The organism is Streptomyces sp. NPDC005303, assembly GCF_040607335.1.
GTDB lineage: Bacteria > Actinomycetota > Actinomycetes > Streptomycetales > Streptomycetaceae > Streptomyces.
The window spans coordinates 85116-107674 of sequence record NZ_JBEXGM010000018.1 but is presented as its reverse complement, the minus strand read 5'-3'; the positions used below and the strand labels follow the sequence as shown (position 1 = coordinate 107674).

Sequence of the window (22559 nt, the reverse complement as noted above, 5' to 3'; positions counted from 1 at the left end):
TGCGGGCCGGTGGGGTTGCTCGCGCGGCGCCCCGCGCCCTGTGGAAGCGCCGCTGCGCGCGCTGGATCACCAAGCACCGGCGAGAATCGGTGTCGTGGAACTGACATTGCTCGGCACCGGCGCCCCCGCCGGTCTCCCCCGGCCCTTCTGCCCCTGTGCCGCCTGCGCCACCGCGCTCGGTGTGAACGCCCGGGCCGCCACCGCCGTGCTCGTCGACGAGACCCTGCTGCTCGATCTCACCCCCGGTGCCGCCTTCGCCGCCGCCCGGGCCGGGCAGTCGCTCGCCGGCGTACGGCAGGTGCTGCTGTCGCACCCCCACGACGGGCCCCCCGTCGAAGTGCCCGCCGGGCTTCCGCAGCCGGGCCGGGTGCCGGACGGGCGGGAGTTGGCGTTGTTGACGGGGCATCGGGTGCGGGCCGTGGCGATGGACGCGCCGGGGACCGGGTACGCCGTCACCGGGCCCGACGGGCAGCGGGTGCTGTACCTGCCGCCCGGGGGTGCGCCCGCCGGGCTGGAGCGGGGGAACGTGGAGTCGTACGACCTGGTGCTCGTCGATGTCGTACGGCGGCCGGACGCGCTCGCCCGGCTGCGGGCCGTGGGGGCCGTGGGGCCCACGACCGATGTCGTCGCCGTCCACCTCGACCACGACGTGCCGCCCGGCGCCGAGTTGCGGCGGAGGCTGGCCGCGGTCGGGGCGCGGGCCGTGCCCGACGGGACGACTCTGATCGCCGGGGTCTACGAGGACGTACCGGATGTGCCGCGGCGGACGCTGGTGCTGGGCGGGGCGCGGTCCGGGAAGTCGGTGGAGGCCGAGCGGCGGCTGGAGGCGTCCCCCGACGTGCTGTACGTGGCCACCGGCGGCTCGCGCAACGGCGACACCGAGTGGGCCTCCCGGGTCGCCGCCCACCGGGAGCGCCGGCCCGGGTCGTGGCGTACGGCGGAGACCTGTGACCTGGTGCCGCTGCTGAAGGACGACGGGGCACCGCTGCTGATCGACTGTCTGTCGCTGTGGCTGACGGACGCGATGGACGCCGTGGGGGCGTGGGACGACGCGGTGTGGGCCGACGGCGGGGAGCGCGAACTGCGGGTGCGGGTGAGGGAGTTGACGGAGGCGGTGCGGGAGACCCGGCGGACCGTGGTGGCCGTGTCGAACGAGGTGGGGTCGGGGATCGTGCCGGCCACCGCCTCGGGGCGCCGGTACCGGGACGAACTGGGGCGGCTGAACGCGGCGTTCGCGGCCGAGTGCGAGCAGGTGGTGCTGGTGGTGGCGGGGCAGGCGCTGGCGCTACGGGGCTGAGGTGTCCGCGTCCTTGCGGGCGATCACCCGGTACGCCCTCGCGAACCGGGTGCCGGCGAGGAGGAGGGCCAGGGCGTGGTCCAGTGCTCTCGCGGCACGGGCCGGCAGGCCGGGCAGGGTGGCGGGCAGGCGGGCCGTCAGGCGGGCCGGGACGTGCGCGGATCTGCGGGCCGTCGCGATGATGGTGCAGCCCCGGGACTCCAGTTCGGCGCGGGGGTCGTCCGGGGACTCCACCAGAAGGTGGCCGCCGGGGCGCAGGACGGCGAGGGCCGCCCGGAGTTCGGCGGGGTCCGCGTGCGGGTTCAGCAGGCTGACCACGTCGTAGCGGGCGCGCAGGTGGGCGGTGATCCGCGGGTCCGTCAGCCGCCCCAGATACCCCTCCTCCAGACGCTCGGTCGCCTGGGCGTGCAGGACGCGGGGGGTGGGGTCCAGACCGTCGAAGGCCGTGTAGGGGAAGAAGGCCCTCGCCGCCTCCGGGAAGTCCGCGTCCCCCGTGTCCACGTCCAGCCAGCTCTCGGGTTCGGGGAAGCGCAGCATCACGCGGGCGGTGGAGCGAAGACGCCGTACGGAAGGGGCGGTTGGTGCGGGCATGGGGCCTCCCGAGGATGCACGGCAATTCGTACAAACTGGAACGTATGGGATCCCCATCCCGGGTGCAATGACGTCCTGGCCCCGTGGCGCCCCCGTGTTCGATCAGGGCCGGTACTGTTCGGCGAATGAGCTCGCTTAATCTCGACGACTTCTCCGATCTGATCGAGCGCCCCGACGGCGGGGTGCGTCGCGACGCCGAGGCGCGCCGGGAGCGTCAGATCGTGCCGCCCGGGGCGCTGGGCCGCCTCGACGACCTGGGTGAGTGGCTGGCGGCGGCGCAGTCGGCCGTACCGGTACGGCCGGTCGAACGGCCGCGGGTCGTGCTGTTCGCCGGTGACCACGGGATCTCCGAACTGGGCGTCTCGGGGCGGGCCGCGGGCAGTGCTTCGGAGCTGGTGCGGGAGGTCCTGGAGGGCGGCCGCCCGGTGTCGATCCTCGCCCGGCGTCTCGGCGTGCCGGTGCGGGTCGTGGACATGGCGCTGGACTGCGACCCGGCCGAGCTGCCGGAGGATGTCGTCCGGCACCGGGTGCGGCGTGGGAGCGGTCGTATCGATGTCGAGGACGCGCTGACCCTGGAGGAGGCGGAGGCCGCCTTCCGGGCCGGGGTCGCGGTGGCCGACGAGGAGGCCGACTCCGGGACCGATCTCGTGGTGCTCGGCGATGTGAGCGTGGGCGGGACCACGGCGGCCGGGGTGCTGGTCGCCGCGCTGTGCGGCACCGACGCGTCCGTGGTGACCGGGCGCGGCGGGACCGGGATCGACGATCTCGCGTGGATGCGCAAGTGCGCGGCGATCCGGGACGCCCTGCGGCGAGCGCGGCCGGTGCTCGGGGACCAGTTGCAGTTGCTGGCGGCGGTCGGCGGGGCCGACCTCGCTGCGATCACCGGGTTCCTGCTGCAGAGCGCGGTGCGCAAGCTGCCCGTGGTCCTGGACGGGGTGGTCGTGTCCGCCTGTGCGCTGGTGGGGCAGCGGATCGCGTTCCGCGCGCCGGACTGGTGGCTGGCGGGGCAGAACAGCGGTGAGCCGGGCCAGACGAAGGCGCTGGACCGGATGGCACTGGAACCGCTGCTCGACCATGGCGTGACGGTCGGGGAGGGCGCGGGCGGACTGCTCGCGCTGCCGCTCGTGCAGGCCGCGGCGGCGCTGGCGGCCGAGCTGCCCGAGAGGCCCGAGGAGCCCGAGACGCCCGCGGTCTTCGAGGAGGAGCCGGAGAAGGCGTCCGACGAGGAGTAGTCGCGGACAGACGAGTGCCCTTGCGCCGGAATCACCGGCGCAACGGGCATGATCGCCCTTCATGGGATATGTCCGGGTTGCACCTGTTCGGAATGTCCGGTCCACCGGTGGCTCGCGGCGGGCCGCCGGTTTCGCCGTCTGGTACCTGCGGGTCGTCACGTTCGTCAACTTCCTCAGTGCGGTGTGGGTGACGCTGGGACAGGACGTACGGCGGCACAACCAGCAGGACTACTTCACGCCGTATCTGCTGACGGCGGGCTTCGCCTCCGGGGTGTTCACGGCCTTCCTCGCCATCACCATGCGGCGGCGCAAGCGTGCGGCGTGGATCCTGAACCTGGTGCTGTCGGGGGCGTTCCTGGCGCTGTTCGCCCTCGCGATGGCGTTCCCGGAGATCCGGCGGTACGCCCAGAACTGGATCTCCCTGATCCTCACCGCCGCCTTCGTGGCCGCCCTGCTCGTCGGCCGGCGGGAGTTCTACGCCAAGGGCGACCGGTCCAACCCACGGCTCGCCGCCGCCGTGGCCGTGGGCGGACTGCTCGTCTGCTCCCTGCTGGCCGCGCTGCTGGTGACCGTCACCAACAAGGCGTCGAGGTCCTCGTCCTTCGGGGAGCGGTGGTGGTACGGCACGCTGCGGCTGGTCTCGGTCGCGGCCGACGACTCCCGCTTCGACGGGATCCTGACGCCGAACTGGGTGAACGTCGTCATCAACGTGCTCAGCACGGTCCTCGTCCTCGCCGTCCTCTACGCCGCCTTCCGGTCCCGGCGTGCCCTCGACCCGCTCACCGAGGACGACGAGCGGCGCCTGCGGGAACTGCTGGAGCGGCACGGGGAGCGGGACTCGCTCGGGTACTTCGCGCTGCGCAGGGAGAAGAGCGTCATCTGGTCGCCGACCAGGAAGGCGGCCGTCACCTACCGGGTCGTCAGCGGGGTCTCCCTGGCCTCCGGTGATCCGATCGGAGACCCGGAGGCCTGGCCGGGGGCGATCGAGCCGTGGCTCGCCGAGGCGCGGGTGCACGGGTGGCTGCCGGCGGTGATGGGCGCGGGCGAGGAGGCGGGGACCGTGTACGCGCGGCACGGCCTGAACGCGCTGGAGCTGGGCGACGAGGCCATCGTCGAGGTCGCCGAGTTCACGCTGGAGGGCCGCGCGATGCGGACCGTCCGGCAGGCCTACAACCGGGTCGGGCGGGCCGGTTACACCGTGCGGATCCGGCGCCACGAGGACATCCCCGGCGAGGAGATGGAGGCGCTCGTACGGCGGGCCGACGACTGGCGCGACGGGGCCACCGAGCGCGGGTTCAGCATGGCGCTGGGGCGGCTCGGGGACCCGGCGGACGGCCGTTGTGTGGCGCTGGAGTGCAGCGATGCCGACGGGGAACTGAAGGCGGTGCTCTCCTTCGTGCCGTGGGGGCCGCACGGGCTGTCCCTCGACCTCATGCGCCGGGACCGCGACGCGGACAACGGCCTCATGGAGTTCATGGTCATCGAGCTGCTGAACCGGGCCCAGGAGATCCAGATCACCCAGGTCTCGCTCAACTTCGCGATGTTCCGTTCGGTCTTCGAACGTGGTGCACGTCTTGGTGCCGGGCCGGTGCTGCGGCTGTGGCGGTCGCTGCTCAGCTTCTTCTCCCGCTGGTGGCAGATCGAGTCCCTGTACCGGGCCAACGCCAAGTACCGGCCCATCTGGGAGCCGCGGTTCCTGCTCTTCGAGAAGAGCGCGGACCTGCCGCGCATCGGCATCGCCTCCGCCCGCGCGGAGGGGTTCCTGGAGGTGCCGGGGCTGCCTGGATGGCTGCGGCGGCGGGAGCACCTGAGTACGCACAGATGAGGACCGCAGGATGAGGGCCGTGGGATGAAGACGCTCGCCCGCTGGGCCCGCGCGGAGTGGGGTGAGCTGTACGTCACGGTGCGCGGACGGCTGCTGGGGCGGAGGTGGCGGGCGTTCCCCCTGGCGGCCGTGGCGGCCGTGTGCCTGACGGCGGCCCTGCACTTCGTGCACAACCGGTCGTGGGGCTACGGCTTCGTCCAGGACGTCGGTGCCGTACGTGCGGCGGACCCCCTCTGGCCGGCCCTGCTCCGCACCCCCCTCTCCCTGTTCGTGCCGGCCCTGGACCTGCCGGTGTGGGGTGCGCTCGCGCAGATCCTGTTCGTGTTCGGGCTCGCCGAGATCTGTCTGGGCCGGTGGCGGACGCTCACGCTGGCGTACGCGGCCACGCTCGCCGGGACGCTGTACGCGCGCGTGGGCATCTGGCTGGGCCCCGACAGCCCGCTCGGCCTGCCCGCCTCGGACGCCCACGTCGTCGACACCGGCCCGTCGGCGGCCGTGGTGGGCCTCGCCGTCTTCCTCGGCTGGCGCTACGGGGCCCGGGTCACCGCGGGTGCCGTGATCGTGGCGATGGTGGTCGAGGTGGTGGTGAAGGAGAACCTCGCGGGCAGGGAACACGTGGCGGCGATCGCGGCGATGCTGGCCCTGTGCGGACTCTCGGCGGCCCGTCGACGGCATACCCGGAACCGGCAGCGTGCCGACGCCGGACTCCCACGCCCCGGCCCCTGAGACCGGCCCCTCCGCGCCGCATGAGCTCCCGGCGGCCCGACGCGAGGCCCGCCTCAACGCCCCAGCGGTCGGACCGGGTCCGGTTTGCCGCCGATCAGGTCCTGGAACCTTCGGCGGGGGCCCGACCAGCGTTTGTCGCGGTGGTAGGCGCGGAGCATGGCGCGGGCGCGGGCGCGCGGGCGGCGGACGTAGAAGCGGCGGGCCCAGGGGGAGTCGGGGCGGGCCAGGCGGAACGCCCCGATGAGGCCGACGAGCGGGACGATCACGCTGAAGATCGCCATCCGGGTCTTGCCCTTGAACAGGACGAGCATCGCGAAGAGGAAGTTGACCACCACGCTGCTGATGACGCCGCCGCGGTCCTGCGCCTCGCCCTGCGTCACGTCGTTGACGCCGAACGGCGAGAACCCCGCGAGCACCAGGCCGACCAGCGCCACGGTGAGGACGACGACCTCGACGCTCTTGCGGCCCTCCTCGCTCCAGTACACGTCGTCCAGATGCAGGATCAGCGCGAACTCGTCCAGCACCAGACCCGCGCCGATCCCGAAGACGACCGCGCACAAGCCCGCCCCGAAGCCGTGCCGCCCGCTGGCGACCGCGCCGAAACCGCCGATGACGGTGAGGACGACTCCCGGCACCACGTGGTGGATGTGCACGCCTCCGGAACTGACGTTGCCGAAGGGACCCTTGCCCGCCCGGATGAGCCGGGTGATGACCCGCGTGATCAGGAAGGTCAGCACGAACGCGGTCAGAGCGAGGAGCAGCGGCAGTTTGCCGGGTTCGACGATGTTGCGGTGCAACCAGTGACCCATGGACCCAGTGTCCGTTCGCGAGGGGTGGGCCGCCCGGCGGCCACGGCGTCCGGGCTACCCTGCCGACGTGTCCATGACCCCACCCCCGTTCGACGGCCTCCGCTTCGCCTTCGGCACGCTCAGCGTGCTCCCCGTGAAGGTGACCCGCTGGGACCGGGAGACGGCACGCGGCGGAATGCTCTGCGCCCCCCTGGTCGGGGTGGTACTGGGCGGGCTGTCGGCCGCGCTGGGCCTCCTGCTCCTGGCCCTGGGATCCTCCGGACTGCTCGCCGCGGTCGCCACGGTGGCCGTACCGGCGGTCCTCACGCGGGGCCTGCATCTCGACGGCCTCGCGGACACCGCGGACGGCCTGGGCAGCGGCAAGCCCGCCGAGGACGCCCTGCGGATCATGAAGCAGTCGGACATCGGCCCGTTCGGGGTGATCGCCCTCGTCCTCGTCCTCCTCGCCCAGGTGGCCGCGCTCTCGCAGATGTACGGCGACTCGTGGGCGCGGGGTGCGACGGCCGCGGTGGTCTCGGCGACCGCCGCGCGCCTGGCCCTGACCCTCGCGGCCCGCACCGGGGTCCCGCCGGCCCGGCCGGAGGGGCTGGGTGCCGCGGTGGCGGGGGTCGTTCCGGTACGGGGCGCGGTGCTGACGGCCGCCGCCGTGACGCTGGGGGCGGCCGGAGCGGGGGCGCTCCTCGGGTCGTACGACGTCGTCCGCGCGGTCCTCGCGGTCGCCGCCGCCGTGGCAGTGGCCGAACTGCTGCTGCGGCACTGCACCCGTCGCTTCGGCGGAGTGACCGGGGACGTGTTCGGAGGGCTGGCGGAGACGGCGGCGACGACCGCGCTGGTGGTCCTGTCGTTGAACTTCTAGCAGGCCTCGCGCCACACCCCGAGCTCGTACCTCTTCAGCATCGAACTCAGCTTCAGACGCCGGGACTCGGCGCAGAAGCGGCTGGTGGGGAGCTCGTACTCGACGTGGAAGACCGCCTTGCCGGCCTTGATGAACGGCTCCATGTCCCCGCACTCGTCGTACTGCGCGCACTGCTCGTTGACCGCGAAGTCGAAGTCCCCCACCAGCTCCGGGATCTGGTCGAGGTCGTTCTTCAGGCCGACCGACATGCCGCGTTCGTGGGCCAGTCGCGCGATCAGGCGGTTGTAGCGGAGCTGGTCCGCCGCCGTCAGCGCGAAGCCCGTGCGGTTCCGGTAGCCGTCCATGTTGTCCGGCTCCACCGCGTCGAAGCCCTTCTCGCGGCACATGTCGAGGCGGTCCGCCATCAGCGGTTCCAGGACGTCCGTGGCGCGGATGTCGAGCCAGCGCTCCCCCTCCCAGCCGTTGCCGCGCCCGATCACCGACTTGGGGAACCGGTCGGCGTCGGGGCGCCAGTCCTCCCACGCGCCCGTGGAGAGGTAGCAGATGACCTTGCGGCCCTTGCCGTGCAGGGCGGACACCACGGCCTTCGACTGGTCGAAGCCGTCGATGTCGTACACCGGCACGTCCACGGACGTGTCGACGCGGCCGCTCAGCTGCCACTGCCAGGCGATACCGGGGCGGGGCCGCCAACGGGGGCCGCCGGACTCGGAGTCGGCGTCGGATCCGTGGTCGGAGCCGGGGCCGGTCGAGCATCCGGCCACCAGGAGGAGCAGGGTGACGAGGAGAAGGAGGCGTTTCAACGGGCGGGCTCCAGACAGTGCGGCGGGGTACCCCAGGAATGATCTCCCGCGCCGCAGCCGGAGGTACGCACGCCCGAGCCGAGCGTAGGCTCCTCCTGGGTGGTCGCCGACAGGGGTGAAGGCCCCGATCGGGATCCGGATCCGGACAAGAAATAGGGTCGGCCGTCGGGCCCGGTCGACCCCACCCCCTCGACCCAAGCAACTTCACATCGGAAGCGAGAATTCACCACCGTGACTGCTCTCACTCTCAGCACCTCCGCGGCGCCCGGCCTGCGGGCCGACGCGATCGTGATCGGTGTCGCCAAGGGCGCGAAGGGCCCGGTCGTCGCACCGGGCGCCGAGGCCGTGGACAAGGCCTACGACGGCAGGCTCGCCGGTGTCCTGGAGACCCTCGGTGCCTCCGGGGCCGAGGGCGAGGTGACGAAGCTGCCCTCGCCCTCCGGCCTCAAGGCCCCTCTCGTGGTGGCGGTCGGCCTGGGCGCCGAGCCCGAGAAGGACTCCTCCTTCGCCCCGGAGGCGCTGCGCAAGGCCGCCGGTGTCGCCGCCCGCGCGCTGACCGGCGCGAAGAAGGCCGCGTTCGTGCTGCCGCTGAGCGACGCCGCCGACCTCGGCGCGGTCGCCGAGGGCGTGCTGCTCGGGGCGTACTCCTTCACGGCCTACAAGGAGAACGGCAAGGACGCCAAGGCCAGGAACGGCAAGGCTCCGCTGGCCGAGGCCGCCCTGCTGGGCGGCAAGCCGCGCGACGCCGCGTACAAGGCCGCGCTCGCCCGGGCCACCGCGGTCGCCGAGGAGCTCAACCGCGCCCGCGACCTCATCAACATGCCGCCCAACGACCTGAACCCCGAGGCCTTCGCCGCGATCGTGCAGACCGTGGGCAAGGAGCACGGCCTCAAGGTGCAGGTGCTCGACGTGAAGGCCCTGGAGAAGGGCGGCTACGGCGGGATCCTCGGCGTCGGCGTGGGGTCTGCCTCGGGACCGCGGCTGGTGAAGCTGTCGTACACCTCGTCCAAGGCGACGAAGCACCTCGCGCTGGTCGGCAAGGGGATCACATACGACTCGGGCGGTATCTCGCTGAAGCCGGCGGGCCACAACGAGACGATGAAGTGCGACATGAGCGGGGCGGCGGCGGTGTTCGCGGCCGTGGTCTCGGCCGCGCGTCTCGGTCTCGAGGTCAACGTGACCGGATGGCTGGCGCTGGCCGAGAACATGCCCTCCGGATCGGCCACGCGCCCCGGTGACGTGCTGCGGATGTACAGCGGCAAGACGGTGGAGGTGCTCAACACCGACGCCGAGGGCCGACTGGTGCTCGCGGACGCGCTGTGGGCGGCGTCGGCGGAGAAGCCGGACGCGATCGTGGACGTGGCGACGCTGACCGGGGCGATGATGGTCGCGCTGGGCAGCCGGACCTTCGGGATCATGGCCAACGACGACTCCTTCCGTACGGCGGTGCACGAGGCCGCGGAGGAGGTCGGGGAGCCGGCGTGGCCCATGCCGCTGCCGGAGCACCTGCGCAAGGGAATGGACTCCCCGACCGCCGACATCGCCAACATGGGTGAGCGGATGGGCGGCGGGCTGGTCGCCGGGCTCTTCCTGCGGGAGTTCGTGGGCGAGGGGATTCCGTGGGCGCACCTCGACATCGCGGGTCCCGCGTTCAACGACGGCGGGCCGTTCGGGTACACGCCGAAGGGTGGGACGGGGTCTGCGGTTCGTACGCTGGTGCGGCTCGCGGAGCTGACCGCGGCGGGTGACCTGGGCTGATGTTCGCCCAGGAGCCCGGCTCCTGAGGGGCGTGGGCGGCTGCGGGCCCGTCGTGGAGTGTCGCGCAGTTCCCCGCGCCCCTGGGTGGGTTACGGCGGCCCTTGTCCGCCTGTGAACGTGGGGATGGTCGCGCCCGCGCGGCGGAGCCGCAGATCGACACAGCCCCGCGCCCCTGAGGGGTCTCACCGTGCCCCTGGTCGAACGTCTCACCACATCTCCCTTTCTCATGTGAGCGTGTGGTGTCTCACACCCCGGCCCGGCGTCTCGTTCAGGGCCGACAGGTGCGAAGATGGGGCTCGGCAGGACAGGGCCCCCACACAGGGCCGAAGAAAGAGCGGCCGGACACCAGCCGCCGCCCGGTCACTGGAGACCGGCGTACGGCGCACATGCATGGAGGACGTGACGTGGCGAACGACGCCAGCACCGTTTTCGACCTAGTGATCCTCGGCGGTGGTAGTGGCGGTTACGCCGCGGCCCTGCGCGGGGCGCAGCTGGGGCTTGACGTCGCCCTGATCGAGAAGGACAAGGTCGGCGGTACCTGCCTGCACCGGGGATGCATCCCCACCAAGGCCCTGCTGCACGCGGGTGAGATCGCCGACCAGGCCCGCGAGAGCGAGCAGTTCGGTGTGAAGACCACCTTCGAGGGCATCGACATCGCCGGGGTGCACAAGTACAAGGACGGCGTGATCGCCGGCCTGTACAAGGGCCTCCAGGGTCTCGTCGCCTCCCGGAAGGTCCACTACATCGAGGGTGAGGGCCGGCTGTCGTCGCCGACCTCCGTCGATGTCAACGGCCAGCGCATCCAGGGCCGCCACGTGCTCCTCGCGACCGGCTCCGTGCCGAAGTCGCTGCCGGGCCTGGAGATCGACGGCAACCGGATCATCTCCTCGGACCACGCCCTCGTCCTGGACCGCGTGCCGAAGTCGGCGATCGTCCTCGGCGGCGGTGTCATCGGCGTCGAGTTCGCCTCCGCCTGGAAGTCCTTCGGGACCGACATCACCATCATCGAGGGCCTCAAGCACCTCGCCCCCCTCGAGGACGAGAACTCCTCCAAGCTTCTCGAGCGCGCGTTCCGCAAGCGCGGGATCAAGTTCAACCTGGGCACCTTCTTCCAGAAGGCCGAGTACACCCAGGACGGCGTCAAGGTCACCCTCGCCGACGGCAAGGAGTTCGAGGCCGAGCTGCTGCTGGTGGCCGTCGGCCGCGGGCCCGTCTCCGCCGGTCTCGGCTACGAGGAGCAGGGCGTCGCGATGGACCGCGGCTACGTCCTGGTCGACGAGTACATGCGCACCAACGTCCCGACCATCTCCGCCGTCGGTGACCTGGTCCCCACGCTCCAGCTCGCGCACGTCGGCTTCGCCGAGGGCATCCTGGTGGCGGAGCGTCTGGCCGGTCTGAAGACCGTTCCGATCGACTACGACGGTGTCCCGCGGGTGACGTACTGCCACCCCGAGGTCGCCTCCGTGGGCATCACCGAGGCCAAGGCCAAGGAGATCTACGGCGCGGACAAGGTCGTCGCTCTGAAGTACAACCTCGCGGGCAACGGCAAGAGCAAGATCCTTAACACCTCGGGCGAGATCAAGCTCGTCCAGGTCAAGGACGGTGCCGTCGTCGGCGTCCACATGGTCGGCGACCGCATGGGCGAGCAGGTCGGCGAGGCCCAGCTGATCTACAACTGGGAAGCGCTGCCGGCCGAGGTCGCCCAGCTCATCCACGCCCACCCGACGCAGAGCGAGGCGCTCGGCGAGGCCCACCTGGCCCTGGCCGGCAAGCCCCTGCACTCGCACGACTGATCCCTCGGTCGACGAAGCGACTCCGCTTCGAACACAGACTTCCGCAATTCGTAAGGAGCAACCGAAACCATGGCGGTTTCCGTAACCCTTCCGGCGCTCGGCGAGAGCGTCACCGAGGGCACCGTCACCCGCTGGCTGAAGGCCGAGGGTGAGCGTGTAGAGGCCGACGAGCCGCTGCTCGAGGTGTCGACCGACAAGGTCGACACCGAGATCCCCTCCCCCGCCGCCGGTGTCCTGGCCTCCATCAAGGTCGCCGAGGACGAGACGGTCGAGGTCGGCGCCGAGCTGGCCGTGATCGACGACGGCACCGGCGCTCCGGCCGCCGCTCCGGCTCAGGCCGCCGAGCCGGTCGCCGAGCCCGCCCCCGAGCCGGCTCAGGCCGCGCCGTCCACCGAGCAGGCCGCCCCGGCGCCCGCTCCCACCGCCGAGGCCGCTTCCGGCGGCGGCTCCGCCGAGGGCACGGACGTCGTCCTGCCCGCGCTCGGCGAGTCCGTGACCGAGGGCACCGTCACCCGGTGGCTGAAGGAGGTCGGCGAGGAGGTCGCGGAGGACGAGCCCCTGCTCGAGGTCTCCACCGACAAGGTCGACACCGAGATCCCCTCGCCCGCCGCCGGCGTGCTGCTGGAGATCGTGGTCGGCGAGGACGAGACCGCCGAGGTCGGCGCCAAGCTCGCCGTCATCGGTGCCCCGGGTGCGGCTCCGGCCGCTGCCCCGGCGCCCGCCGCTCCGGCCCCTGCTGCCGAGGCCCCCGCCCCGGCTCCGGCGCCCGCCCCCGCGGCTCCGGCGCCCGCTCCGGCCCCGGCCCCGGCCCCGGCCCCGGCCCCGCAGGCTCCCTCGGCTCCGGCCCCGCAGCAGCAGACGGCTCCGGCGCCCGACCCGGCGCCCGCTGCTCCGGCCCCGGCGCCCGCCCCGGTCACCCCGGCCCCGGCTCCCGCCGCGACCTCCGGTGACGACGGCGCCTACGTCACCCCGCTGGTGCGCAAGCTCGCCGCCGAGCACGGTGTCGACCTCGGCTCCGTGAAGGGCACCGGCGTCGGTGGCCGTATCCGCAAGCAGGACGTCGTCGCCGCCGCCGAGGCCGCGAAGGCCGCCGCCCCGGCTCCGGCCGCTGCCGCCGCCCCGGCCGCCGCCAAGAAGGCGCCGTCGCTGGAGGCCTCTCCCCTCCGTGGCCAGACCGTCAAGATGCCTCGCATCCGCAAGGTCATCGGCGACAACATGGTCAAGGCGCTGCACGAGCAGGCGCAGCTGTCCTCGGTCGTCGAGGTCGACGTCACCCGCCTGATGAAGCTGCGCGCCCGTGCCAAGGACGCGTTCGCGGCCCGTGAGGGTGTCAAGCTCTCCCCGATGCCGTTCTTCGTCAAGGCCGCGGCGCAGGCGCTGAAGGCGCACGCGCCGATCAACGCCAAGATCAACGAGGGCGAAGGCACGATCACCTACTTCGACACCGAGAACGTCGGTATCGCGGTGGACTCCGAGAAGGGCCTGATGACCCCGGTCATCAAGCACGCGGGCGACCTCAACATCGCCGGCATCGCCAAGGCCACGGCGGAGCTCGCGGGCAAGGTCCGCGCTAACAAGATCACGCCCGACGAGCTGTCCGGCGCGACCTTCACCATCTCCAACACCGGTTCGCGCGGTGCGCTCTTCGACACGATCATCGTGCCGCCGGGCCAGGTCGCGATCCTCGGCATCGGTGCCACGGTCAAGCGCCCGGCGGTCATCGAGACCGAGGAGGGCACGGTCATCGGCATCCGCGACATGACCTACCTGACCCTCTCCTACGACCACCGTCTGGTGGACGGCGCCGACGCGGCCCGTTACCTGACCGCGGTCAAGGCGATCCTGGAGGCGGGCGAGTTCGAGGTCGAGCTCGGCCTGTAAGCGCCTTCGCTCGTACGGTGCCCCCGTCCGGTTTCCGGGCGGGGGCACCGGCGTTCTCTCACCTGGGCGTGAGCTGCCTGTCCGACCAGCCCCACAGCTCCTCCACCCACACGTTCGGGATGGACAGCTTCGGGGCCGGCGTGAGCCCTTTGGTCCGGTAGGCCTTCAGGACGTCGTAGGTGGCGTCCAGGCAGTCCCGGGAGGTGAGCTTGCCGGTCCTCGGGTCCACGCCGACGAGGAACCCGCGCGCCTCGACCGTACGGATCATGGTGCGGGCGCGGTTCACGTCGTACGTCGAGGACTTCGTGCAGCGGTAGCGGCTGTAGGGGTGCTGCGACGTGCCGGGGTAGTGGGCGTCCGTCGACATCTCGCCGAGCATGCGGTCGTACGACCCCTCCGCGTGCCAGGCTCCGATGTCGCCGCCCGGCGGGGTGTACAGCTTGGCGCTGGGGTTCTCCACGGCGCCGTAGGCCCAGTGGCCGGTGCCCGGGACCTTGAAGCCCCAGCCGACGTGGCCGAACTTCTGTGCGCCGTCCGGCTTGATGAAGACACAGGCGGCGCCCCTGCTCGGGGCCGCACCCGCCATGCCGGTGATCGCTTGCGAGCTGCTCGGTGCCGTCTGCGCCGTCGCCCGGGCGGCCGGCTGTCCGCAGCCCGCCACTCCGACGAGCGCGCCGATCACGGCCACGACCGCCAGTCCCCGTCGTCCCCCGATGTGCATGCCGTCCCCCTGCGGTGCGAAGAGGCGCCCCCTGCGGGTACCCCTGCCGAACGCGACACCTCTCAGGGCCACGGGGTTCCATGCCTTGACAGAAGTCGTACGGCTGGGAGCGTGTAAGCCTCGTCTCACCTGCATGAAAGCGCCCCCGTGCGCCCCTCCCGGACGGGCCCTCGGCCTTATTGTCTAAACGTCAAACGCCCTTAAGGAGCTCTCATGACCGCGCCCGTCGTCCACTCGCTGCGCGAACAGATCCGCGAGCACATCGTGGAGGGGATCGTCAGCGGGCGCTGGCAGCCGGGCGAGCGGATCGTGGAGCGCCGGATCGCGACCGAGCTGGAGGTCAGCCAGACGCCGGTGCGGGAGGCGCTGCGCGAGCTGGAGTCGCTGCGGCTGATCGAGTCCGCGCCGAACAAGGGCGTACGGGTGCGGAACCTGACGGCGGCGGACCTGGAGGAGAGCTACCCGGTCCGGGCCGGTCTCGAGGCGATCGCGGCTGAGCTTGCGGCGGAGCGGCTGGCGCAGGACTGCTCGGCCCTGGAACCGCATGTCGCCGCGCTCTACGAGGCCGACCGGGACTCGGACGGCACGGGCCAGGTGCGGCACACGGTGGGTTTCCACCGCGAGCTGGTGCGGGCGGCCGGCAACTCGGTGCTGTTGCACACCTGGGAGGGCCTGGGCATCGAGGTCTTCACGGCGCTGTCGATCCGGTGGCTGGGGACGGTCCAGCAGTCGTACGCGGAGGAGCACGAGGAGCTGGTGGCCGCCTTCAAGCGCCGCGACCCGCGGATCCCGGAGATCGTGAAGGCCCACGTCCTGGGTTGCGCGCCGAGGGCCTGACGCAGTCGAGCACACCAGCGCTCACCTGCGAAAACGCGCCATGAAGTCGGCACGGCGTGCCTGCCACAGAGGCACCGAGTGCCGACTTTCTCGTGATCGAGAAGTTTTACCCTGAATGCTTTGATCGATCATCGATCAGGGAGTTAGAGTCGCCGACGGGCTTCTACCGAGGCCTCATTGCCCTGTCCTGCCAAAGACCAAGGGCACCCCCCTTCGACTGAGGAAGGCGGCGACATGACCGACCCCAACGCCATCCAGCCGAGCGAGCTCGACCAGCTCCCCGACCGGGACCCCGAGGAGACCGCCGAATGGCAGGCCTCCCTGGACGCGGTCGCCAAGGCGGCCGGCCCGCACCGTGCCGCGTACCTGATGCGCCGCACACTGGAGAGGGCGGAGGGCAACGGCATCGCGCTGCCGAAGCTCCTCGAGACGGACTACGTCAACACCATCCCCACCGCCGCCGAGCCGGGCCTGCCCGGTGACCCGGAGATGGAGGCCCGCATCACCGCGTGGAACCGCTGGAACGCGGCCGCGATGGTGACCCGGGGCAGCAAATACGGCGTCGGCGGCCACATCGCCACCTTCGCCTCCGCGGCCTGGCTCTACGAGACCGGCTTCAACCACTTCTTCAAGGGCAAGGAGGCCGACGGGTCCGGCGACCAGCTCTACATCCAGGGCCACGCCTCCCCCGGCATCTACGCCCGCGCCTTCCTCGACGGCCGGCTGGACGAGCACCAGCTCGACAACTTCCGCCGTGAGTCGGGCGGCAACGGCCTCCCGTCGTACCCGCACCCCCGCCGCCTGCCCTGGCTGTGGGAGTTCCCGACGGTCTCCATGGGCCTCGGCCCGCTCTCCGCGATCTACCAGGCGCGCTTCAACCGCTACCTGACGGCCCGCGGCATCAAGGACGTCTCCGAGTCCCACGTCTGGGCCTTCCTCGGCGACGGCGAGATGGACGAGCCGGAGTCCACGGCGGCACTCGCGCTCGCGAGCCGCGAGGGTCTCGACAACCTCACCTTCGTCATCAACTGCAACCTCCAGCGCCTCGACGGCCCGGTCCGCGCGAACTTCAAGATCGTGCAGGAGCTGGAGGCCCAGTTCCGCGGCGCCGGCTGGAACGTCGTCAAGTCGCTGTGGGGCAACGCCTGGGACGAGCTCTTCCAGCTCGACACCACGGGCGCGCTGGTACGACGGCTCCGCGAGGTACCGGACGCGCAGGTGCAGACGTACCAGACGCGCGACGCCGCCTACATCCGCCAGGACTTCTTCGGCAAGGACCCGGCGCTCGTCGAGATGGCGAAGCTGCTGTCCGACGACAAGATCCTCGAGTGTTTCCACCTCTCCCGCGGTGGTCACGAGGCGCGCAAGGTGTACGCCGCCTACAAGGCCGCCGTCGAGTTCAAGGGCGCGCCGACCGTGATCCTGGCCCAGACGGTCAAGGGCCACACCCTCGGCGAGGGCTTCGCGTCGAAGAACGCCAACCACCAGATGAAGAAGCTCTCGGTGGACGAGTTCAAGACGATGCGCGACCTGCTCGAACTGCCCATCAAGGACAGCGACTTCGTCGACGGCGTGGTCCCCTACGGCCACCCGGGCGCGGACTCCCCCGAGGTCCGCTACCTCCAGGAGCGCCGCGCGGCCCTCGGCGGCCCGGCCCCGGCCCGCCGGGTGCACCCGGTGACCCCGCTGCCCGCGCCCGCCGAGAAGGCGTTCGCCTCCTTCGACAAGGGCTCGGGTACGCAGAACGTCGCGACGACGATGGCCTTCGTCCGCCTGATCAAGGACCTGGTCCGCGACAAGGAGACCGGGAAGCGCTGGGTGCCGATCGTCCCGGACGAGGCGCGCACCTTCGGCATGGAGAGCCTCTTCCCGTCCCTGGGCATCTACTCCCCCAAGGGCCAGACGTACGAGCCGGTCGACCGCGACCAGCTGATGTACTACAAGGAGGCCCAGAACGGCCAGATCCTCAACGAGGGGATCACCGAGGCCGGTTCGATGGCCGACTTCATCGCCGCTTCGACGTCGTACGCGACGCACGGCGAGGCGATGATCCCGTTCTACATCTTCTACTCGATGTTCGGCTGGCAGCGCACGGCCGACCAGATGTGGCAGCTCGGCGACCAGCTCGGCCGCGGCTTCCTCGTCGGCGCCACGGCGGGCCGTACGACGCTGACGGGCGAGGGCCTGCAGCACGCGGACGGTCACTCCCCGGTGATCGCGGCGACGAACCCGGCGGCGCTGACGTACGACCCGGCGTTCGCCTACGAGGTCGCCACGATCGTGCGCGACGGCATCCGCCGCATGTACGGCGAGGCGGCCCCCGGCGAGGACCCGAACGTCTTCTACTACCTGACGGTCTACAACGAGCCGCTCCCGCAGCCCGCCAAGCCGTCCGGCCTCGGTATCGACGAGGGCATCGTCAAGGGCCTGTACCGCTTCAACACGGCGGAGTCCGCGGGCCTCTCCCCGGTCGCGAACGCCCCCCGCATCCAGCTCCTCGGCTCCGGCACCGCGATCCACTGGGTGCTGAAGGCACAGCGGATGCTGGCCGAGGACTGGGGCGTGGCCTCCGACGTGTGGTCCGCGACGTCCTGGACGGAACTGCGCCGTGACGCGCTGGAGGCCGACGCCGGTCTGCTGCGCGGCGAGGAGCGGGTCCCGTATGTCCGTCAGGCGCTGCACGGCGCCGAGGGCCCGGTGCTCGCGGTCTCCGACTACATGCGTCAGGTCCCGGACCAGATCGCGCAGTGGGTCGAGCAGGACTGGTCCTCGCTGGGCGCGGACGGCTTCGGCCTCTCCGACACCCGTGAGGGCGCCCGCCGCCACTTCGGCGTCGACGCCGAGTCGGTCGTGGTCGCGGCCCTGGCCCAGCTGGCCCGCCGCGGCGAGGTCAAGGCGACGGCGGTGAAGGAAGCACGGGAGAAGTACGGGCTGTGAGGGCCTGAGCTACGACGCTCGCGGTGAAGGGGTACGGCGGCCGCCGTGCCCCTTCACTGTCAGTGGACCCCGGCATCATGGCAGTATGCGTGCTGCCCGGCTCATCAAGATGGTGCTGTTGCTCCAGTCCCGGCCCGCCATGACCGCCGCCGAGCTGGCGCGGGAGCTGGAGGTGTCGGAGCGGACGGTGACGCGGGACGCGCAGGCGCTGTCGGAGGCCGGGGTTCCGGTCTACGCCGATCGGGGGCGGGCCGGCGGGTACCGGCTGATCGGCGGGTACCGGACCCGGCTGACGGGACTGGCCCGCGGTGAGGCCGAGGCGCTGTTCCTGTCCGGGGTGCCGGGGGCATTGCGCGAGATGGGGCTGGAGGACGCGGCCTCCGCCGCCCGGCTGAAGGTGTCCGCCGCGCTGCTCCCCTCCCTCAGTGACGCCTCCCGTACGGCCGCCCAGCGCTTCCATCTCGACGCGCCCAACTGGTTCACCGAGCCGAAGTCCCCCGAGCTGCTGCCCGCCGTCGCCGACGCGGTGTGGGACGACCGACGGGTCACCGCGCGCTACCGCGGCCGGGAGGGCGAGGTGGAGCGCGAGCTGGAGCCGTACGGGCTCGTGCTGAAGGCGGGCGTCTGGTACCTGTGCGCGCGGGTCCCCGAGGACGGCTCCTTCCGGGTGTACCGCATCGACCGGTTCACGGCGGTGACGGCCGACGGGGAACGGTTCGAGCGCGACGGGGAGTTCGACCTGCCCGGCTTCTGGGAGGAGCGCGCCGAACAGTTCGCCCGCTCGATCCTGCGGGCCGAGGTCGTCGTCCGGCTCACCGAGGCGGGGGCGCGCGGACTGCCGTACGCCGTTGATCCCGCCGCGGCCCGGGAGGTGCTGGCGGCGGCCGGGCCGCCGGACGACGACGGGTGGGTGACGGTGACTGTGCCGGTGGAGTCCGAGGAGGTCGCCCACGCGCAGCTCGCCGCACTGGGGCCGGAGGTGGAGGTGCTGGCTCCGCAGAGTCTGCGGGCGCGGTTCGCGAGGGACGCCGTACGTCTGGCGGGGCTGTACAAGACGTGAAGGACTCTGTTCGGGACATAACAATCCGCCGCACTCCACGTGCGCCGCACCCCTCCAGGCCCGATGCTGGACCCGTGATGGACGAGACGGAGTTCTGGGAGCTGGTGGACGCCACCCGCGAGGCCGCCGAGGGCGACCCGGAGGAACAGGCCGACCTGCTCGTGGACCGGCTGCTGGCGCTGGACCCGGAGATGGTCCTCGACTTCGCCCGTCACTTCGAGGCCCGCTTCAACCGCGCGTACACCTGGGACCTGTGGGGCGCCGCCTGGATCCTGCTGGACGGGGCGAGCGACGACGCCTTCGACTTCTTCCGGTGCTGGCTGATCGGCCAGGGCCGCGAGGTGTACGAGGGCGGGGTGCACGACCCCGACTCGCTCGCCGATCTGCTGGCCGACTTCGACGAGGAGATCGACGGCGACGGCGAGGAACTGGGCTACGCGGCCGACGAGGCCTACGAGCAGCTCACCGGTACCGTCGCTCCCGACCTGGGCATCCCGCCCGGGGCCTCCGAGCCGCTCGGCGCGCCGGTCGACCTGGAGAGCGACCGGGTGCTGTCGGAGCGGTATCCCAAGCTGTGGGAGCGGTTCAGGGGCTGAGCCTCCGTCAGGCCGCCCCGCCGGGTTCAGGCCGCGGTCGTGGCCCTGCGCCGGGTGGTGTCCGCCGGGATGTACCCCTGTGCCGGGTCGGCCCGCACCGCGTGGTGCATCGGGGCCGCGTTGGCCTGGTCGAGTGCGGACGCGGTGACGGCGGCCGGGCCGAGGACCACGGCCGCGACGGCGCAGACGACCGCCCAGGGGCCGCGGGCGGTCCGGACCCAGCCCGCCTTCTCCGTGGTGTTCATGTGACTGCTGTTCATTTCTTCCCCACCTCCGGTCAGTGCGTGTGCAGGACGATAGGGCTGCTGTTTCGGCGTGGCCCTTGAGTCGCCTGCGAGAAACCTGTGAGGGCTCGGACTCTTGACCGCCGCCGTGACTCCCGGCTTACCGTGGCCGCCCCGAACAGGAGCACCCCGCCCATGACCAGCCCGTACGTGCGCGAGATCACGCGCGAGGAACATCTCGCCCACCTGCGGCTGCACCCCGACGCGAGCCATCTCCAGATCCCCGAGTGGGCCGAGGTGAAGCCCGACTGGCAGGCGGAGAGCGTCGGCTGGTTCGAGGACGAGGCCAGGATCGCGGCGGCACTGGTCCTGTACCGGCCGCTGCCCGGCACCCGGCGCCGTCTCGCCTACCTCCCCGACGGCCCCACGATCGACTGGCTGGGCCCGCGCCCGGAGCGCCTGCTGGATCCCCTGGTCGCTCATCTGGAGAAGCGCGGGGCGTTCTCGGTACGGATCGGGCCGCCCGTCGTCGTCCGGCACTGGGACGCCGGCACGGTGACGGCGGGTATCGCCGACCCCGGCGTCCACCATGTGCGCGAGCTGCCCGCGGCGGGCGTCGACGGGTTCGCACTGGACGCCGGGGAGCGGCTGCGCGGGCTCGGGTGGCGGCGGTGCGCGGCCGACGAGGACAGCGGCTTCGGCCCCGGGCAGCCGCGCTACGGCTGTCACATCCCGCTGGCGGGGCGCTCGGTGGACGAGCTGCGCGAAGCCCTCGCCCCGCACTTCGCGCAGTCCCTGCGCACCGCCGAGTCGGCGGGCGTCCGGGTCTCCTGGGGCACGGCCGCCGACCTGCCCGACTTCTACCGCCTCTACACCGCGACCGCCGCCCGAGACGGCTTCCGGGCCCGCCCTCCGGTCTACTTCCGGCGTATGTGGGAGGCCCTGAACGCCGAGGACCCCGACCGGCTGCGGCTCTATCTCGCCGAGTACGACGGTGAGGTGCTCTCCGCCGCGCTGATGATCAACGTGGGCTCCCGGGTCTGGCACTCCTACGCCGCGTCCGGCCGCCGGGGGCGGGAACTGCGGCCCAGCAGCGCGCTGTTGTGGCGGATGCTGTGCGATGCTCGGGCGGCCGGTGCCGAGACATACGACCTGCGTTCCGTCACGCCCTCTCTCGACGAGGACCGTCTGCTGGGCCGGCTCCGCTTCAAGACGGGGGCGGGGGGCCGGGTCGTGGAGTACCTCGGCGAGTGGGAACGGCCGGTGGGGCTCCAGGGGCGGGTGCTGCAGCGGGCGTTGGGGATGTATCTCGGCCGTAGGTGACCCGGCTGCCGGTTGCCCCGCGCTCTCGGCGGCTCACTTCCTGCCCTGGAGGCGGGCCGCGCGCTCCCTCATCTCGGGCAGCAGGGCCTTGAGGGCGGCGCCGGGGCAGGTCGTCATGTAGGCGTCGCCGTGGGCCGCGAGGGCGGGCAGCTCGGCGGTGGTGCCGGCGGTGTAGCGGCTGAGGCTGTTGCTGGAGGTGAGACGGACGGTGGTGCGCGGGTCGATGCCGGCGAGGCCGAGTTTCCAGGCGGTCAGGGCAGCGATCGCGTCGGTCATCGCCCGCGGGACGGCGGCGCCCGCGGTGAAGGTGCCGAGGGCGGCGATGCCGGCCGTGCGGTGGTTGAAGCCCAGGGTGTGGGCGCCGGTGACGGGGCGGTCGACGCCGCCGGCCCGGCCCTCGTAGATGGTGCCGCAGCGGTCGACGAGGAAGTTGTAGCCGATGTCGTCCCAGTCCCGGGCGCCGGTCTGGCCGGCGGCGAGGTAGCGGATGATGCGGGGCGCGTCGGCGCAGTCGTAGTCGTTGGGCGAGTCGGTGTGGTGCACGAACACCGCGAGCACCTTGTCGTCGTAGTGCGGGGGCGGCGGGGTACGGGCGGTGCTGTTCGCCTCACCGCCGACGGCCCACACCGACCTCGGCACGATGTGCGGCCTGACCGCGGTGTGCGGGACCACGCCGTGCCGGGCGGCGGCGACACCTCGCGCGGACTTGTCCGCGACCGCGTCCTCGATACCCGTGACGCACAGCACGAGCACGAGCACGACGGCGATTCCCGGAAGGCAGGCGAGGAACGGCAGGAGCGAGCGGGGGACGAGGGGGGCTCGTGGGCGGGGTGGGGACCGGTCGGGGATGCCGGAGTCCGTGGCGAGCGCGGGCCCCTCCGGGGACTGACCGGACACCACGGAGAGTGCGCATGGTGCAGGGCTCACGGAGGAGACGTCGCCCGAGGACGCGGGGGGCGGCGAAGCCGGGGGCCGACCGCAGCCCGGCTCGGGCGCGGGCGCCTGCGGGGCCGAGGGGCGGCCGGAGCCCCCGGGCTGGACGCTTGGCGCCGGGGCCTGCCGGGCCCCCTGCTCGGCGGGGGCGAGGGGGCTGCCGGGCGACGGGGACCTGCGCGGGGCGGCAGGGCTTCCGGAGAGGGGTTCGGACGGCGTGGGTGCCTGCCGGGCCGAGGGGCGGCCGGAGCCCCCGGGCTGGACGCTTGGCGCCGGGGCCTGCGGAGCCCCCTGCTCGACGGGGCTGCCGGGCGACGGGGATCCGCGCGGGGACGCGGGGCTTCCGGAGACGGGTTCGCA

At 72.3% G+C, this 22559-nt stretch carries 19 protein-coding genes; 13 read left to right on the top strand and 6 right to left on the bottom strand.

Going from position 1 to position 22559, the window contains the following annotated elements; translation table 11 throughout:
• Positions 1–94: 94 nt before the first annotated feature.
• Positions 95–1297, top strand: coding sequence for a bifunctional adenosylcobinamide kinase/adenosylcobinamide-phosphate guanylyltransferase (locus ABZT93_RS24415; protein WP_356108010.1), 1203 nt, complete (start codon positions 95–97; stop codon positions 1295–1297).
• Here the strand turns inward: ABZT93_RS24415 and ABZT93_RS24410 are convergent.
• On the bottom strand, positions 1286–1888 hold the full coding sequence (locus ABZT93_RS24410) for a MarR family transcriptional regulator (protein WP_356108007.1): 603 nt from the start codon (positions 1886–1888) through the stop codon (positions 1286–1288). The two genes, ABZT93_RS24415 and ABZT93_RS24410, sit on opposite strands and share 12 nt — an antisense overlap.
• Positions 1889–2013: 125 nt before the next feature.
• Between ABZT93_RS24410 and cobT the strand changes: the two genes are divergently transcribed.
• From cobT to ABZT93_RS24395, 3 genes are all read left to right on the top strand, one after another.
• Entirely contained in the window at positions 2014–3120 is a 1107-nt protein-coding gene (gene cobT / locus ABZT93_RS24405) for a nicotinate-nucleotide--dimethylbenzimidazole phosphoribosyltransferase (RefSeq protein WP_356108005.1), read from the top strand.
• A 61-nt stretch (positions 3121–3181) separates the two neighbouring features.
• Positions 3182–4945: a phosphatidylglycerol lysyltransferase domain-containing protein gene (locus ABZT93_RS24400; RefSeq protein ID WP_356108002.1), complete on the top strand. Its 1764-nt coding sequence runs from the start codon at positions 3182–3184 to the stop codon at positions 4943–4945.
• A 24-nt stretch (positions 4946–4969) separates the two neighbouring features.
• Complete coding sequence (locus ABZT93_RS24395; protein ID WP_356108000.1) at positions 4970–5671, top strand: hypothetical protein; 702 nt, start codon at positions 4970–4972, stop codon at positions 5669–5671.
• Between the two features lie 53 nt (positions 5672–5724).
• Here the strand turns inward: ABZT93_RS24395 and ABZT93_RS24390 are convergent, their stop codons facing one another.
• Positions 5725–6480 carry a hypothetical protein gene (locus ABZT93_RS24390; protein ID WP_356107997.1) on the bottom strand — a complete coding sequence of 252 codons (756 nt, stop codon included), beginning with the start codon at positions 6478–6480 and terminating at the stop codon, positions 5725–5727.
• A gap of 73 nt (positions 6481–6553) precedes the next feature.
• On the opposite strand from ABZT93_RS24390, the gene ABZT93_RS24385 reads away from it, so the two are divergent.
• The gene (locus tag ABZT93_RS24385; protein WP_356108140.1) at positions 6554–7336 is read left to right on the top strand and encodes an adenosylcobinamide-GDP ribazoletransferase; all 783 of its coding nucleotides are present in this window, start codon (positions 6554–6556) and stop codon (positions 7334–7336) included.
• On the opposite strand, the gene ABZT93_RS24380 is transcribed toward ABZT93_RS24385, so the two are convergent.
• The gene (locus ABZT93_RS24380) at positions 7333–8136 is read right to left on the bottom strand and encodes an endo alpha-1,4 polygalactosaminidase (protein WP_356107994.1); all 804 of its coding nucleotides are present in this window, start codon (positions 8134–8136) and stop codon (positions 7333–7335) included. The genes ABZT93_RS24385 and ABZT93_RS24380 overlap by 4 nt on opposite strands.
• Positions 8137–8367: 231 nt before the next feature.
• On the opposite strand from ABZT93_RS24380, the gene ABZT93_RS24375 reads away from it, so the two are divergent.
• The 3 genes from ABZT93_RS24375 (at position 8368) to sucB (ending at position 13568) form a co-directional block, all read left to right on the top strand.
• Positions 8368–9894 (top strand): leucyl aminopeptidase, encoded by a 1527-nt coding sequence (locus ABZT93_RS24375; RefSeq protein WP_356107991.1) that lies wholly within the window; start codon positions 8368–8370, stop codon positions 9892–9894.
• 404 nt (positions 9895–10298) lie between these two features.
• Positions 10299–11687 carry a dihydrolipoyl dehydrogenase gene (gene lpdA / locus ABZT93_RS24370; RefSeq protein ID WP_329262996.1) on the top strand — a complete coding sequence of 463 codons (1389 nt, stop codon included), beginning with the start codon at positions 10299–10301 and terminating at the stop codon, positions 11685–11687.
• Between the two features lie 69 nt (positions 11688–11756).
• A complete protein-coding gene (gene sucB, locus ABZT93_RS24365) occupies positions 11757–13568 on the top strand; it encodes a 2-oxoglutarate dehydrogenase, E2 component, dihydrolipoamide succinyltransferase (RefSeq protein WP_356107988.1) in 1812 nt (603 codons plus the stop codon).
• A 58-nt stretch (positions 13569–13626) separates the two neighbouring features.
• On the opposite strand, the gene ABZT93_RS24360 is transcribed toward sucB, so the two are convergent.
• Entirely contained in the window at positions 13627–14289 is a 663-nt protein-coding gene (locus ABZT93_RS24360; protein WP_356107987.1) for a hypothetical protein, read from the bottom strand.
• A gap of 213 nt (positions 14290–14502) precedes the next feature.
• Here ABZT93_RS24360 and ABZT93_RS24355 point away from each other — a divergent pair, with 213 nt between their 5' ends.
• The 4 genes from ABZT93_RS24355 to ABZT93_RS24340 all read left to right on the top strand — a co-directional run bounded on the left by ABZT93_RS24355 (position 14503) and on the right by ABZT93_RS24340 (position 19719).
• The gene (locus ABZT93_RS24355) at positions 14503–15126 is read left to right on the top strand and encodes a GntR family transcriptional regulator (protein ID WP_020115869.1); all 624 of its coding nucleotides are present in this window, start codon (positions 14503–14505) and stop codon (positions 15124–15126) included.
• A 234-nt stretch (positions 15127–15360) separates the two neighbouring features.
• Positions 15361–18063, top strand: coding sequence for a pyruvate dehydrogenase (acetyl-transferring), homodimeric type (gene aceE / locus ABZT93_RS24350; RefSeq protein WP_356107984.1), 2703 nt, complete (start codon positions 15361–15363; stop codon positions 18061–18063).
• Positions 18064–18148: 85 nt separating this feature from the next.
• Entirely contained in the window at positions 18149–19123 is a 975-nt protein-coding gene (locus ABZT93_RS24345; protein WP_356107981.1) for a YafY family protein, read from the top strand.
• Positions 19124–19200: 77 nt separating this feature from the next.
• Positions 19201–19719 carry a DUF4240 domain-containing protein gene (locus ABZT93_RS24340; protein WP_356108137.1) on the top strand — a complete coding sequence of 173 codons (519 nt, stop codon included), beginning with the start codon at positions 19201–19203 and terminating at the stop codon, positions 19717–19719.
• A 26-nt stretch (positions 19720–19745) separates the two neighbouring features.
• On the opposite strand, the gene ABZT93_RS24335 is transcribed toward ABZT93_RS24340, so the two are convergent.
• Positions 19746–19979 (bottom strand): hypothetical protein, encoded by a 234-nt coding sequence (locus tag ABZT93_RS24335; RefSeq protein WP_356107978.1) that lies wholly within the window; start codon positions 19977–19979, stop codon positions 19746–19748.
• Positions 19980–20138: 159 nt separating this feature from the next.
• Here ABZT93_RS24335 and ABZT93_RS24330 point away from each other — a divergent pair, with 159 nt between their 5' ends.
• On the top strand, positions 20139–21266 hold the full coding sequence (locus tag ABZT93_RS24330; RefSeq protein WP_356107976.1) for a peptidoglycan bridge formation glycyltransferase FemA/FemB family protein: 1128 nt from the start codon (positions 20139–20141) through the stop codon (positions 21264–21266).
• Positions 21267–21299: 33 nt separating this feature from the next.
• Here ABZT93_RS24330 and ABZT93_RS24325 read toward each other — a convergent pair whose 3' ends face one another.
• Positions 21300–22025 (bottom strand): peptidoglycan recognition protein, encoded by a 726-nt coding sequence (locus tag ABZT93_RS24325; protein ID WP_356108135.1) that lies wholly within the window; start codon positions 22023–22025, stop codon positions 21300–21302.
• Positions 22026–22559 lie beyond the last annotated feature (534 nt).

Excerpts from the sequence above, each read along its gene's own strand:
- ABZT93_RS24410 (WP_356108007.1), bottom strand. The coding sequence starts at position 1,888 with ATGCCCGCACCAACCGCCCCTTCCGTACGGCGTCTTCGCTCCACCGCC.
- cobT (WP_356108005.1), top strand. The coding sequence starts at position 2,014 with ATGAGCTCGCTTAATCTCGACGACTTCTCCGATCTGATCGAGCGCCCC.
- ABZT93_RS24400 (WP_356108002.1), top strand. The coding sequence starts at position 3,182 with ATGGGATATGTCCGGGTTGCACCTGTTCGGAATGTCCGGTCCACCGGT.
- ABZT93_RS24395 (WP_356108000.1), top strand. The coding sequence starts at position 4,970 with ATGAAGACGCTCGCCCGCTGGGCCCGCGCGGAGTGGGGTGAGCTGTAC.
- ABZT93_RS24390 (WP_356107997.1), bottom strand. The coding sequence starts at position 6,480 with ATGGGTCACTGGTTGCACCGCAACATCGTCGAACCCGGCAAACTGCCG.
- ABZT93_RS24385 (WP_356108140.1), top strand. The coding sequence starts at position 6,554 with ATGACCCCACCCCCGTTCGACGGCCTCCGCTTCGCCTTCGGCACGCTC.
- sucB (WP_356107988.1), top strand. The coding sequence starts at position 11,757 with ATGGCGGTTTCCGTAACCCTTCCGGCGCTCGGCGAGAGCGTCACCGAG.
- ABZT93_RS24360 (WP_356107987.1), bottom strand. The coding sequence starts at position 14,289 with ATGCACATCGGGGGACGACGGGGACTGGCGGTCGTGGCCGTGATCGGC.
- ABZT93_RS24355 (WP_020115869.1), top strand. The coding sequence starts at position 14,503 with ATGACCGCGCCCGTCGTCCACTCGCTGCGCGAACAGATCCGCGAGCAC.
- aceE (WP_356107984.1), top strand. The coding sequence starts at position 15,361 with ATGACCGACCCCAACGCCATCCAGCCGAGCGAGCTCGACCAGCTCCCC.
- ABZT93_RS24345 (WP_356107981.1), top strand. The coding sequence starts at position 18,149 with ATGCGTGCTGCCCGGCTCATCAAGATGGTGCTGTTGCTCCAGTCCCGG.
- ABZT93_RS24340 (WP_356108137.1), top strand. The coding sequence starts at position 19,201 with ATGGACGAGACGGAGTTCTGGGAGCTGGTGGACGCCACCCGCGAGGCC.
- ABZT93_RS24335 (WP_356107978.1), bottom strand. The coding sequence starts at position 19,979 with ATGAACAGCAGTCACATGAACACCACGGAGAAGGCGGGCTGGGTCCGG.
- ABZT93_RS24330 (WP_356107976.1), top strand. The coding sequence starts at position 20,139 with ATGACCAGCCCGTACGTGCGCGAGATCACGCGCGAGGAACATCTCGCC.